The 12,659-nt window shown below is 61.0% G+C and carries 10 protein-coding genes and 1 pseudogene; 4 read left to right on the top strand and 7 right to left on the bottom strand.

From position 1 onward, the window contains the following. Positions 1-59 precede the first annotated feature (59 nt). Together ACIP8I_RS09525 and ACIP8I_RS09520 are read right to left on the bottom strand one after the other, a co-directional pair. The gene (locus ACIP8I_RS09525) at positions 60-608 is read right to left on the bottom strand and encodes a sugar ABC transporter ATPase (protein ID WP_007964454.1); all 549 of its coding nucleotides are present in this window, start codon (positions 606-608) and stop codon (positions 60-62) included. A gap of 144 nt (positions 609-752) precedes the next feature. Then, positions 753-1,526: a sulfite exporter TauE/SafE family protein gene (locus ACIP8I_RS09520; protein WP_400760516.1), complete on the bottom strand. Its 774-nt coding sequence runs from the start codon at positions 1,524-1,526 to the stop codon at positions 753-755. A 100-nt stretch (positions 1,527-1,626) separates the two neighbouring features. On the opposite strand from ACIP8I_RS09520, the gene ACIP8I_RS09515 reads away from it, so the two are divergent. The 4 genes from ACIP8I_RS09515 to leuA all read left to right on the top strand — a co-directional run bounded on the left by ACIP8I_RS09515 (position 1,627) and on the right by leuA (position 7,015). Beyond that, positions 1,627-2,517 carry a LysR family transcriptional regulator gene (locus ACIP8I_RS09515; RefSeq protein WP_400760514.1) on the top strand — a complete coding sequence of 297 codons (891 nt, stop codon included), beginning with the start codon at positions 1,627-1,629 and terminating at the stop codon, positions 2,515-2,517. Positions 2,518-2,649: 132 nt separating this feature from the next. Beyond that, positions 2,650-4,029, top strand: coding sequence for an exodeoxyribonuclease VII large subunit (gene xseA, locus ACIP8I_RS09510; RefSeq protein ID WP_400760511.1), 1,380 nt, complete (start codon positions 2,650-2,652; stop codon positions 4,027-4,029). 3 nt (positions 4,030-4,032) lie between these two features. Next, positions 4,033-4,857: a peptidoglycan DD-metalloendopeptidase family protein gene (locus tag ACIP8I_RS09505; RefSeq protein WP_007964447.1), complete on the top strand. Its 825-nt coding sequence runs from the start codon at positions 4,033-4,035 to the stop codon at positions 4,855-4,857. Between the two features lie 478 nt (positions 4,858-5,335). Then, positions 5,336-7,015 (top strand): 2-isopropylmalate synthase, encoded by a 1,680-nt coding sequence (leuA, locus tag ACIP8I_RS09500; RefSeq protein WP_042608332.1) that lies wholly within the window; start codon positions 5,336-5,338, stop codon positions 7,013-7,015. Positions 7,016-7,159: 144 nt separating this feature from the next. Here the strand turns inward: leuA and ACIP8I_RS09495 are convergent, their stop codons facing one another. The 5 genes and pseudogenes from ACIP8I_RS09495 to ACIP8I_RS09475 all read right to left on the bottom strand — a co-directional run. After that, positions 7,160-7,951 (bottom strand): amidohydrolase, encoded by a 792-nt coding sequence (locus ACIP8I_RS09495; RefSeq protein ID WP_007964443.1) that lies wholly within the window; start codon positions 7,949-7,951, stop codon positions 7,160-7,162. After that, positions 7,939-9,087: a pyridoxal phosphate-dependent aminotransferase gene (locus ACIP8I_RS09490; protein ID WP_400760508.1), complete on the bottom strand. Its 1,149-nt coding sequence runs from the start codon at positions 9,085-9,087 to the stop codon at positions 7,939-7,941. The genes ACIP8I_RS09495 and ACIP8I_RS09490 overlap by 13 nt, the downstream gene beginning before the upstream one ends. Positions 9,088-9,318: 231 nt before the next feature. After that, a pseudogene (der, locus tag ACIP8I_RS09485) lies at positions 9,319-10,791 on the bottom strand (ribosome biogenesis GTPase Der). A 135-nt stretch (positions 10,792-10,926) separates the two neighbouring features. Then, complete coding sequence (bamB, locus tag ACIP8I_RS09480; RefSeq protein ID WP_027612133.1) at positions 10,927-12,078, bottom strand: outer membrane protein assembly factor BamB; 1,152 nt, start codon at positions 12,076-12,078, stop codon at positions 10,927-10,929. Further along, positions 12,071-12,659 (bottom strand): tetratricopeptide repeat protein (locus ACIP8I_RS09475; protein ID WP_400760506.1); only part of this gene is annotated, 589 nt, incomplete at its 5' end. The genes bamB and ACIP8I_RS09475, both read right to left, overlap by 8 nt.

Genomic DNA, 12,659 nt, shown 5'->3' with positions numbered 1-12,659 from the left:
CTGTTCAATGTAAAACTCAGCTTAATATCAATGTTGCTGATATACGGAGACCCCCGCCGCTACAGCTCCACCTTGACCCAAGAGACAGGTTGGTCGAGCCAATCGGCGAACTCATCGATAAAACTCTGCTTGAAGCCTGCTTCCAGCCAGTTGTTGAAGATGAAACCCAGGTTGGAAAACGCACATTCCTGCAAAAACAGAAAACCGTTGATGTCATCTTCGTGCCCGCATTCCGGACAGGTGAAGTTGTCGGTGCGGCCTGGAAACCAGTCTTCCAGGCTCTCGAACAACGCTTCGCCGACTTCGCGGCGGCACTCGGCGCAACCGGCCTCTTCGAGAAAGCCCTTGGCCGGGGTGTAGATGCAGCGCTTGGTGACGATTTCCAGGCCGTTGATGGGTTCACCGAAGGGCAAAGCCTGCGGGTGCAGCACCACGGCGCGCGCGCCATCGGCGATCGCGTACGCCATGCGATTGCCGGTGCGGCCGCAGGTGCTCAGTTCTTCCTTGACGATATTCTTGCGCACCAGCCAGCGCAGGATCGCCCGCGCCCTAGGCTCGTGGACCGGCAGGGTGGAGATTTTCGGGACGATGATGCTTTGCGAATTCATGGAAAGTCCTGCGGTATGGCTTCTGACGCCTTCGCGGGCAAGCCCGCTCCCACAGGGATATGCGTTCCAATGTGGGAGCGGGCTTGCCCGCGAAGGGGCCCTAAAGGCCGGCAGCTTAATCCCTGACAGAATCCGGTCAAGTGCTCAGGCCATACTGATAATGTAGCGCCCGATCAACGCAATCCCGCTCGCCAGCACCAGCCACGTCACCAGCCGCACAAACGCCTCGCGCGACAATCTCATGGTCACCCGCCGCCCGATCCACAGCCCCAGCGCCATGGCCGGCAACAGACAGACCGCCAGCATCAACAAGGGTAGCTCGGCATACACCCCGGCGATGGCGAACAGGCTCAAACGCACCACCGTGCTGCAACTGATCAGCGCACTTTGCGTGGCCCGCGCCGCGTCCTTGGGCAGGCGGCTGTTGAGATAGATCGCATATAGAAAGCCGCCACTGCCAAACAGCGCGCCGAACAGTCCGCCCACCGTACCCATTGGCAGTGCCCACGCGGCGGACAGCTGGGTCGGCCGGGTTTTCACCCACAAGCTATAAACCGCGTAGGCGCTGATGAACAGCCCCATCAACAGCAACAACAGATCGGATTTGAGGTTAAGCAGGAAAATCACCCCCAACGTGCATCCCACCGCCATGCATGGCAGCAGCCGCAACAACTCGGGCTTGGCCACATCCCGGCGCGAGGGCAGCAGGTTACCGAACGCCGCGACGAAATCCAGCAGCACCAGCAGCGGCACGATCTTCGACAGCGGCATGAACAGAATCAGAATCGGCCCCGCGACCAGTGCGGTACCGAACCCGGCAATCCCGAACACGATATAGGCCAGCGCGATTCCTAAGCCGATCACCACCCAGCCACCCGCGCCCCACGTCCATTCGTTCAACAACCCCGCCACGCTCATCAGTCCGCTTCCTTTATAAGCCTGAGATGACTTTAGCCAGTGCCAAGGCTTGCGACTAATATGTTCAAAGCCACCCACTCATCTCGAAAAGGCATACCTGGTGCTTTCAACCCGTCAATTGCGCTACTTCGTGGAAATCGCCGACAGCGGCAGTTTCAGCGCCGCCGCCGAACGCCTGTTCATCGCGCAATCGGCCCTGAGCCGGCAGATCAAGGACATGGAAACCCGCCTGCAGACCCCGCTGTTCGAACGCACCGCACGCCAGCCCCGGCTTACCGCCGCTGGCGAGGCTTTTTTGCCCCGGGCCAGAAACCTGCTCAATGAACTGAACAAAGCCAGCGCGATGGCGACCGAAGTCGGCAACGGTCAACTGGGCACCTTGCGCCTGAGTCATTCCAGCACCGTATCGATCAGCGGGCATTTATTGGGTCGGATCAGCACCTATCTCGATCAGCAGCAAGGCGTATCGCTGGACATTGGCAAGCTGTCCTCCGAAGCGCAGCTTGAGGAACTCGCTGAAGGACGTCTGGACATCGGCCTGTTGCGTCTGCCCGTTTTGCGCCAGCGTGAGGGCATTCGGATCGTGCCGCTGTTCACCGAGCGCTTGCTGCTGGCGGTGCCGAACGATCATCGACTGGCCGATTCAGCCGCTGTCGAACTGGCGCAACTGCAGGACGAAGCCTTTATATCGATCCCTCATCCACAGCGCGGCGGCCTCAGCTATCTGTGTGCCGACCTGTGCATGCGCCAGGGCTTCTTCCCCAAAGCAGCGCGGGTGATGTCGCGCAAGACCACGCAGTTGCAGCTGATCCAGGCTGGATTCGGCATCGCCCTGTTGCCCGAATCGATGCAGGACATTGCCCCACCCGGCGTACGATTTCTGCCGCTGAACGATCCCGATTGCCAAAGCACCGTCGCCCTCGCCTATCGCCAGCCCCCCACCCCACTGACTCAACACTTCATCAACACCTTCACAAATCCCCTCCTGTAGGAGCTGACGAGTGAAACGAGGCTGCGATCTTTTGATCTTTTTCATACAGATCAAGATCAAAAGATCGCAGCCTTCGGCAGCTCCTACAGGGATTCGTGTATTGCGTCGGAAATTAGCTTTAAACTGCGCCCCATGATTAAAGATCCCTTTGCAAGACTTGGCCTGGACCGTGAAGTCCTGACCGTCAGCCAGCTCAACGGCCGCGCGCGGGTGTTGCTCGAAGACGTGTTCAGCAATATCTGGGTCGAAGGCGAAATCTCCAACCTCGCCCGCCCGGCGTCCGGCCACGTGTATTTCACCCTCAAGGACAGCGGTGCGCAGGTGCGTTGCGCACTGTTTCGCAATAATGCGGCGCGGGTGCGTCAGGCGTTGAAGGACGGCCTGGCCGTGAAGGTGCGCGGCAAGGTCTCGCTGTTCGAAGGGCGCGGCGACTATCAGCTGATTCTCGATACCGTGGAGCCAGCCGGTGACGGCGCGCTGCGCCTGGCCTTCGATGCACTGAAGGAAAAGCTCAGCGCCGAAGGTCTGTTCAGTGCCGAACGCAAAGTGCCGCTGCCGGCACATCCGCAGCGCATCGGCATCATCAGTTCGCCGACCGGCGCGGTGATTCGCGACATCATCAGCGTGTTCCGCCGCCGGGCGCCGCAGGTGCAACTGACGCTGATCCCGACCGCCGTGCAGGGCCGTGAAGCCACTGCACAAATCGTCCGCGCGCTGAAACTGGCCGATGCCCGGGGTTTCGACGCGCTGATCCTCGCCCGTGGCGGCGGTTCGCTGGAAGACCTCTGGTGCTTCAACGAAGAAGCCGTGGCCCGGGCGATCGATGCCTGCGTGACGCCGATTGTCAGCGCCGTCGGGCATGAAACCGACGTGTCGATCAGTGACTTCGTGGCTGACGTGCGCGCCCCAACGCCCTCCGCCGCCGCCGAACTGCTGGCCCCGGATTCGAGCCACCTGATCCGTCAAGTCGACAGCCTGCACCGGCGTCTGGTGATGCGCATGCGCGACCGGCTGATGCGCGATCGTCTGCGCCTGGAAGGCATGGCCCGCCGTCTGCGCCACCCCGGCGAACGCCTGCGCCAGCAAGCGCAACGCCTGGATGACCTGGACATGCGCATGCGCCGCGCCTTCGAGCGCCAGCTCAATACCCGCCGCGAACGGCTGATCCGTCTGGAAACCCGCCTCGCCGGGCAGCATCCGGGTCGGCAACTGGCGATGCTGCGCCAACGCCTCGACAGCCTCGCCGAACGCCTGCCGCGCGCCATGCGCGAAGGCCTGAAAAACCGTCGCCTGCAACTGCACAGCCAGATGCAGACGCTGCATGTGGTCAGCCCGCTGGCGACCCTCGGCCGTGGCTACAGCATTCTGCTCGATGAGCGCGGTCACGCGATCCGCAGTGCAGCGCAAACCCACACCGGCCAGCGCCTGAAGGCCAGACTGGGCGAAGGCGAACTGCAAGTGCGCGTCGAGGACAACCACCTGACGCCCGTCACCCTTTCTTTACTGGACTGATCCATGCCGCGTTTTTTCGCTCCGTTATTGTTGCTGTGCCTGACCACTTTCAATGCCCACGCCGACAGTTACATCACCCGTCTGTTGAACAAACCGGTGCCGGGCGGTGTGGCGGTGGTCGATCTGGGCAGCGCCGCGCAGGCACCAAAAGCCACCTATCAGGGCAAACCGGTGCTGGTGGTGAAAGAACAGAACAACTGGCTGGCGATTGTCGGCGTACCGCTGACGGTCAAACCCGGCAGCCAGCAGATCAGCAGCGGTGGGCGCAATCTGCCGTTCACCGTCGGCAACAAGAAATACCCGGAACAGCACATCACCCTGAAGAACACTCAGCAGGTCAATCCGAACCCGGCGAACCTCAAGCGCATCGAAGGTGAGCTGGCCGAGCAGATCAAGGCCTACCGCAGCTTCAGCCCGAACACCCCGAGCAACCTGCTGCTGGACAAACCGGTCAACGGGCCGCTGTCGAGCAAGTTCGGCGTACGCCGTTTCTTCAACGGCGAAGAACGCAATCCGCACGCCGGCCTCGACTTTGCAGTGCCGGCGGGCACGCCGATCAAGACCCCGGCGGCGGGCAAGGTGATTCTCACCGGCAACTACTTCTTCAACGGCAACACGGTGTTTGTCGATCACGGCCAGGGCTTTATCAGCATGTTCTGCCACATGTCGAAAATCGACGTGAAGGTCGGCGATCAACTGGCCCGTGGCGCGGTTGTGGGCAAGGTCGGCTCGACCGGCCGAGCGACCGGGCCGCACATGCACTGGAACATCAGCTTGAACGATGCGCGGGTGGATCCGGCGATTTTCATTGGGGCATTCCAGCCCTGAATTTGGTGTTGAGGCCACGGGCCTCTTCGCGGGCAAGCCCGCTCCCACAGGTTTTTCGGGTGTACATAATATTCGTGTACGACACGGACACTGTGGGAGCGGGCTTGCCCGCGAATGCGGTCTACCCAATCCGAAAATATTGCTGACACCCGACCAACATCAATTGCGCCCCAATCTAACCTCACGCAAACATCAATAAGAACCACCGACTTAAACGCAATAAAATTCTGCAAAATCCGGTATTTCGAGTATTCCTCTCAATTTTTTTCGACTGCTTGCCATCCTCTCCCCTCGCGGTTAGGGTTGAAGGCATGAAAACCTCTCACACCCTTATTCAGCTTCGCCAGCACCGCAGCCTGTGCCTCGTCAGCGCACGACTGCCGGGCTGAATCGCTGCGCCTCGTCCCAAGCTGTTCCCCGAACATTCGTTCCACCGGCAGGCCGCCTCTTTTCGGCCCAGACAATAAGGAATTTCCCGATGAGCATGCTCAAAGACCCGTCTTCGAAATACCGCGCGTTCCCCGTCATCAACTTGCCGGATCGCACCTGGCCGTCGAAAACCATCGACGCCGCGCCGATCTGGTGCAGCTCCGACCTGCGTGACGGCAACCAGTCGCTGATCGAGCCAATGGACGCGGCGAAGAAGCTGCGCTTCTGGAAAACCCTCGTGCAGGTTGGCGTGAAGGAAATCGAAGCCTCGTTCCCGGCCGCTTCGCAAACCGACTTCGACTTCGTGCGTACCCTGATCGAAGAAGGCCACATCCCGGACGACACCACCATTCAGGTGCTGACCCAGGGCCGTGAAGACCTGATCGAGCGGACTTTCGAATCCCTGCGCGGGGCGAAGAAAGCCATCGTTCACCTGTACAACGCCACCTCGCCTTCCTTCCGTCGTATCGTCTTCAATCAGGACAAGGACGGCATCAAGGCCATCGCAGTCAACGCCGCCAAGCTGTTCGTCAAATACGCGGCGATGCAGCCGGACACCGAGTGGACGTTCGAATACTCGCCGGAAACCTTCAGCGCCACCGAATTGGAATTTGCCAAGGAAGTCTGTGACGCAGTGATCGAGGTCTGGAACCCGACGCCTGAGCACAAGATGATCCTCAACCTGCCGGCCACCGTTGAATGCGCAACGCCGAACGTCTACGCCGACCAGATCGAATGGTTCGGCCGCAACATCAACCGTCGTGACAGCGTGATCATCAGCCTGCACACCCACAACGACCGTGGCACCGGCGTCGCCGCTACCGAGCTGGGCCTGATGGCCGGCGCGGATCGCGTCGAAGGCTGCCTGTTCGGCAACGGCGAGCGCACCGGTAACGTCGACCTCGTTACTGTGGCACTGAACATGTACACCCAGGGCGTTGACCCTGAGCTGGACTTCTCCGACATCGACGGCGTGCGCAAAGTCGTCGAAGAGTGCAACCAGATCCAGGTGCACCCGCGTCACCCGTACGTCGGCGACCTGGTCCACACCGCATTCTCCGGCTCGCACCAGGATGCGATCCGCAAGGGCTTCGCCCAGCAGAAACCGGATACCCTGTGGGAAGTGCCGTACCTGCCGATCGACCCGGCCGACATCGGTCGCAGCTACGAAGCGGTGATTCGTGTCAACAGCCAGTCCGGCAAGGGCGGTATCGCCTACCTGCTGGAGCAGGAATACGGCATCAGCCTGCCGCGTCGCATGCAGATCGAGTTCAGCCAGGTGGTGCAGCGGGAAACCGATCGCCTCGGCCTGGAGATGACCGCCAAGCAGATCCACTCGCTGTTGATCAGCGAATACCTGCAAGCCAACACCCCGTACGCGCTGGTCAGCCATCGCCTGCAGGAAGAAAACGGCAACAGCGCCGTCGAAGTGGAAGTGGCGAGCAAGGGTCAGGGCGAAACCAACCTGCACTGGCGCGGCAAGGGCAACGGTGCGCTGGAAGCACTGGTGGCCGGTCTGCCAATTCCAGTGGAAATCATGGACTACAACGAACACGCGATCGGCGCGGGCACCAACGCCAAGGCAGCGGCTTACATCGAGCTGCGCGTGAATGGCGAGCGTGCGGTGCACGGCGTGGGTATCGATGAAAACATCACCACCGCCAGCTTCAAGGCGCTGTTCAGTGCGCTGAACCGTTCGTTGAGCCAGCCTGAGGCGAAAGCGGCTTAAGTCCTTCGCTGAAATGCAAAAGGCCCCGGAGTGTGAACTCTGGGGCCTTTTTATTGAGGATCAAAAGATCGCAGCCTTCGGCAGCTCCTACATCGGGACAGCGTACCTCCTGTAGGAACTGCCGAAGGCTGCGATCTTTGTTTTTCAGGTGAACTCGAAGGTATCCGCATCCAGATTCGCCGGAAAGCGCTCGCGATACGCCGCCAATGGCGCGGCTTCCAGCACGACCTTGAACACCCCGTCCGCCTCCCCCGCCGCCAGCAACGTCTCGCCCTGAAAATCCAGCACCTGACTGTCGCCGGTATAGGCGAAGCCCTTGCCGTCGGTGCCGATCCGGTTCACCGCGGCCACGTAGCACAGGTTTTCAATCGCCCGCGCCGGCAACAAGCGGTTCCAGTGCAGACGCCGTGCACCCGGCCAGTTGGCGGTGTACAGCAGCAGATCGGTGTCCTGCGCGTCGCGACTCCACACCGGGAAACGCAGGTCGTAGCAAATCAGCGGCCGAATCCGCCAGCCCTTGAGTTCGAACTGCACCTGACGCTCGCCGGGGGTGTAGTGGTTGTGCTCGCCGGCCATGCGGAACAAGTGACGCTTGTCGTAATGCCAGACTTCGCCGTCCGGCCGCGCCCACAGCAGGCGATTGCGATGGCTGCCGTCCGCTGCCTGAATGATCACGCTGCCGGTTATCACCGCGTTGAGCTTTGCAGCCTGGGCCTTCATCCATTTGCTGGTCGGGCCATGCTCGGCTTCGGCGAGGGTTTCCGATTCCATGGAGAAGCCAGTGGTGAACATCTCCGGCAGGATGATCAGATCCGCGCCTCGGGCCTGCTCCAGCAACACCTCGAAGTGCTCGAGGTTGGCCTGACGGTCATGCCAGGCCAGGCTGGTCTGGATCAGCGCCAGATTGAGATCGGGCAATGCACTCAGATCACGCATAGTTTTGCCGCTGCTTCACGCAGCGTCTCCTCGCGTTTGGCGAAGCACAGGCGCACCAGGCGCTGGCCTTCGGGCGGATTCTGATAGAACACCGACACCGGAATGCTCGCCACGCCGTGTTCGCGAGTCATCCAGATCGCCATGTCGACGTCGTTCAAGTCAGGACGGATCTGCGAGTAGTCGACCAACTGGAAATACGTGCCGGTGACGCGGGTGAAGGTGAAGCGCGACGGCGCTAGCAGATCGCAGAACAGGTCGCGCTTGGCCTGATAGAAACCCGGAAGCTCTTCGACGTGTTCCGGGTGCTCGGCCATGTAATCGGCCAAGGCGTATTGCAGCGGCGTGACGCCACAGAAACTGACGTACTGGTGCACCTTGCGCAGCTCGGCGGTCAGCGCCGGTGGCGCCACCACGTAGCCGGTTTTCCAGCCGGTAACGTGGTAAGTCTTGCCGAACGAGCTGACCACGAACGCGCGCTGATACAGTTCTTCGTGGGCCAGCACGCTGACATGCGGCACGCCGTCGAACACCAGGTGCTCGTACACCTCGTCGCTGATCAGATAGATGTCGCGACCACGGATCAACTCCGCCAGTTGATCCAGTTCGGCACGGCTGATCAGCGCACCGCTCGGGTTGTGCGGGGTGTTGATGACGATCATTTTCGTGCGCGGGCTGAGGGCCGCGGCGAGCTTGTCGAAATCGATGGAGAAATCATCCGGGTTCAACTGCACATGCACGCAGCGACCGCCCGCCAACTGCGTCGCCGGGTCATAGCTGTCGTAGCACGGGTCGAACACGATGACTTCATCGCCGCTGTGGATAACCGCCTGAATCGCACAGAAGATCGCCTGGGTCGCGCCCGGCGTCACGGTAACTTCGCTGTCGGCATCGACTTTCACGCCATAGCTGCGGGCGATCTTCGCCGCAATCTGCTCGCGTAGCGCCGGCAGGCCGGTCATCGGTGAATACTGGTTATGACCGCTGGCGATATGCCGACCGACCGCGTCACGCAGGGACTGCGGGCCGTCGAAATCAGGAAAACCCTGGGACAGATTGATGGCTCCGGTCTGCGCCGCGAGCTGAGACATCTGCGTGAAAATAGTGATGCCGACATTCGGCAGCTTACTGGTGATCATCGAGGGGTTCCCTGCTCTACACCCGGCTCTGACGGCGGCGCGGGAGAGCCCGAGAATAGCCCATCCGGCGCCCATAAAAAAAGGGCGCCCAACCGGGCACCCTTCTTTATCGCCGAACCCTGTAGGAGCTGCCGCAGGCTGCGATCTTTTGATCTTGCCTTCAAAGCAAAGTCAAAAGATCGCAGGCTTCGCCAGCTCCTACAGAAGCGGTTGAGCATTCCTACAACCTGATCACTTCTTGTCGCGGCGCTTCTTGCTGGCTTTCTTGTTGTGCGACATCAAGCGACGCTTCTTGTTGACCTGGCGGTCGGTCAGCGTGTTCTTGTTGCCTTCGTACGGGTTCTCGCCACCTTTGAACTCGATGCGGATCGGCGTACCGACCAGCTTCAGCACACGGCGGTAAGTGTTCTCCAGATAGCGCACATACGACTTCGGCACTTTCTCGATCTGGTTACCGTGGATCACGATGATCGGCGGGTTCGCGCCACCCAAGTGAGCGTAACGCAGCTTGATCCGGCGGCTGTTGACCATCGGCGGCTGGTGCTCGCTGACCGCGTCTTCGAGAATCTGCGTCAGGCGGCTGGTCGGCCAGCGGGTAACCGCAGACTTGAACGAGTTCTGCACCGAGGCGTAGAGGTTGCCCACGCCAGTACCGTGCAGCGCCGAGATGAAGTGAATGTCGGCGAAGTCGACGAAGAACAGCCGACGTTGCAACTCGACCTTCACAAAGTCGCGCTCGCTCGGGGTCATGCCGTCCCATTTGTTGATTGCGATCACCAGCGCACGGCCGGCTTCGAGGGCAAAGCCCAGCAGGTTGAGGTCGTGATCGACCACGCCTTCGCGGGCGTCCATCACTTATTTCTGCTAGTTGGGTTATTTTATCTAGTGCTGTGTTTTGTCCACGGAGATTTTTTCTTCTTCTTGGTGGTTGTTGCCGCGCTTGCGCACACCGGCGGTGTCGATCAGCGTGTACTTCTCGTCGTTACGCTCGAACGGGATGTAGATACTGTCGCGGGTGGTGCCGGGCTGGTCGTAGACGATGACGCGGTCTTCACCGAGCATGCGGTTGACCAGGGTCGACTTGCCGACGTTCGGACGGCCGATGATGGCGATCTTGATCCCGTCTTTTTCGCTCGGGCCAGGAATGCGCTTGGCTTCCTCGCCTTCGGCGACGATCTCTTCCTCTTCGCCTTCCTGCGGCTCGTCTTCGTCACGCGGGAAATCGCTCAGTGCCGCTTCCAGCAGTTGAGTGATACCACGGCCGTGGGCACCGGCGATCGGGATCGCGTGGCCCATGCCCAGCGGGGCAAATTCGGCGCGCGCCATCTCCGGGTCGATGTTGTCGACCTTGTTGGCAACCACGTGGGAACGCTTGTTACGCTTGCGCAAGTGTTCGGCGATCATCTGGTCGGCGGCGGTGAAACCGGCCTTGGCATCTACCAGGAACAGCACAACATCCGCTTCTTCAATGGCCAGCAGCGACTGCTCGGCCATTTTTTCGTCCATACCGTGTTCGTCACCGGAGATACCACCGGTGTCGATCAGAATGTAGGAACGCCCTTGCCACTTGGCCTCACCGTACTGGCGATCACGGGTCAGACCGGACAAGTCGCCAACGATGGCGTCACGCGTCCTGGTCAGGCGGTTGAACAAGGTGGATTTGCCGACGTTCGGTCGGCCCACCAGGGCGATTACGGGAACCATGCGGCTCTCCACTTCGTTATTTCAGAAAATACAAAAGCCGCTGCGAGGCAGCGGCTGGTGCTCGGGGCAACGCCGGTTAGCGCTGCAAGCCCCGGAAATCCGGGGCCGCTTGGGGGTTAACCCCAAGCATAGTTGTTACTTGATGGTCAGGGCTTCCAGTTTGCCGCTGTTGCCATACACATAGATCGTGTTGCCCACCACCAGCGGACGGGCACGCAGGCCGTCACTGTCGATACGCTCACGACCCACAAAACGACCGTCCACCTGGCTCAACAGGTGCAGGTAACCTTCCAGGTCACCGACGGCTACGTAGCTGGAGAACACTTCCGGCGCCGACAGTTGGCGGCGAGCCAGCGAGTCGTTGCTCCACAGTGCAGTGGTCGAACGCTCGTCCACGCCTTCAACGGTGCCCGAAGACAGGCTCACGTAGACGTTGCCGAAACCTTGCGCAACACCGGCATAGCTCGACGCATCGCGTTGCCACAGTTGGCGACCGCTCTGCAGATCAAGTGCCGCAACGCGACCCTGATAGCTGGCAACGTACAGGGTTTCACCGGACAGCAGCAGACCGCCGTCGATGTCGACCACGCGCTCCAGTTCCGAACGACCGGTTGGAATCGCGACCCGTTGTTCCCACACCGGCACGCCGTTGGAAATGTCCAGGGCAACCACTTTACCGGTCGACAGGCCAGCCACCGCGAGGCGGTTGGTCACGACAGGTGCGCTGGTGCCGCGCAGGGTCAGGACCGCAGGGGTGCTGTCGTAGGTCCAGCGACGGTCGCCGGTGGCAGCGTCCAGACCGATCAGACGATCGTCCTGAGTCTGTACCACGACAACGTCACCGTTGTTGGCCGGCGGCGCGAGCACTTCGCTGGAAACCCGGGCGCGCCACTTCTCTTCGCCGTTGATGGCGTCGAGGGCAACGATTTCACCCTTCAGGGTACCGATGGTGACCAGACCGTAACCCACGCCAACGGCGCCGGAGACAGGCAGTTCAAGATCTTTTTTCCACTTCACGTCGCCATTGCTGCGATCCATGGCCATCAGCACGCCGGTCACGTCGGCGGCGTAGATGGTGTCACCATCGATCGCCGGCACCAGCATGTTGTAGGTTTCGCCCTGACCGTCACCGATCGAACGGCTCCACTGCTTTTGCAGAACCACTTCTTCTTTGAAGTCGGTCAGCTCGGCCGGTGGCAGTTCTTTTTTGCTGTTGCTGCTGCAACCCGCGGCCAGAATGGCCAGAGCCAGCAATGCTGCATGCTTCCAACGGATCACGTCACGCATCCCCTTTGGCCAGGTCGTCGAGCTTGATTTGAAGGCCACCGACTGCCGCTTCATCCGACAGTGCCGCCTTGGCTTTTTGATACGCGGTGTTCGCCTCGTCGGTACGACCCAGCTGAACCAGCAGATCACCCTTGAGTTCTTCGCGAGTGGCCAGGAACGCCTTGTCGGCATCACCGTCGAGCAGTTTCAGGGCTTCGTCGGCCTTGTTCTGCGCACCCAGCACCTGGGCCAGACGCTGACGGGCGATTTCGCCCAGCGCCGGGTTGGCCGGTTTGGCGACAATGGCTTTGAGTTCGGTCGCGGCGTCGTCCAGCTTGCCGCTGTCGACCGCTACTTTGGCCACGAACAGGCTGCCGTACTGCGCGTACGCGGTGCCGCCGAATTCGCTGTTGAGCTTGCCGGCCAGATCCGCAACGCGGGCAGCGTCAGGCTTGCCGTCCGGGGTCAGCGTGGTTTCCAGCAGTTGCTGATAGAGCACCGAAGCGCCTTGCGACTGGTTGCTCTGATACTTGTGAAAAGCCTGCCAGCCGAACACGATGACCAGCGCCAACAGGCCGCCAGTGACCAGAGGTTTGCCGTTG

Source organism: Pseudomonas sp. NPDC088414 (assembly GCF_044753325.1).
Classification (GTDB): Bacteria; Pseudomonadota; Gammaproteobacteria; order Pseudomonadales; family Pseudomonadaceae; genus Aquipseudomonas.
Note: the sequence above shows the minus strand (reverse complement) of the source record. Positions and strands in the feature narration are given on the sequence as shown.

Bases quoted from the DNA above. Each gene is read 5' to 3' on its own strand.
- leuA (WP_042608332.1), top strand. From the start codon at position 5,336: ATGAGCATGCTCAAAGACCCGTCTTCGAAATACCGCGCGTTCCCCGTC.
- ACIP8I_RS09525 (WP_007964454.1), bottom strand. From the start codon at position 608: ATGAATTCGCAAAGCATCATCGTCCCGAAAATCTCCACCCTGCCGGTC.
- ACIP8I_RS09520 (WP_400760516.1), bottom strand. From the start codon at position 1,526: ATGAGCGTGGCGGGGTTGTTGAACGAATGGACGTGGGGCGCGGGTGGC.
- ACIP8I_RS09495 (WP_007964443.1), bottom strand. From the start codon at position 7,951: ATGCGTGATCTGAGTGCATTGCCCGATCTCAATCTGGCGCTGATCCAG.
- ACIP8I_RS09505 (WP_007964447.1), top strand. From the start codon at position 4,033: ATGCCGCGTTTTTTCGCTCCGTTATTGTTGCTGTGCCTGACCACTTTC.
- bamB (WP_027612133.1), bottom strand. From the start codon at position 12,078: ATGCGTGACGTGATCCGTTGGAAGCATGCAGCATTGCTGGCTCTGGCC.
- ACIP8I_RS09490 (WP_400760508.1), bottom strand. From the start codon at position 9,087: ATGATCACCAGTAAGCTGCCGAATGTCGGCATCACTATTTTCACGCAG.
- xseA (WP_400760511.1), top strand. From the start codon at position 2,650: ATGATTAAAGATCCCTTTGCAAGACTTGGCCTGGACCGTGAAGTCCTG.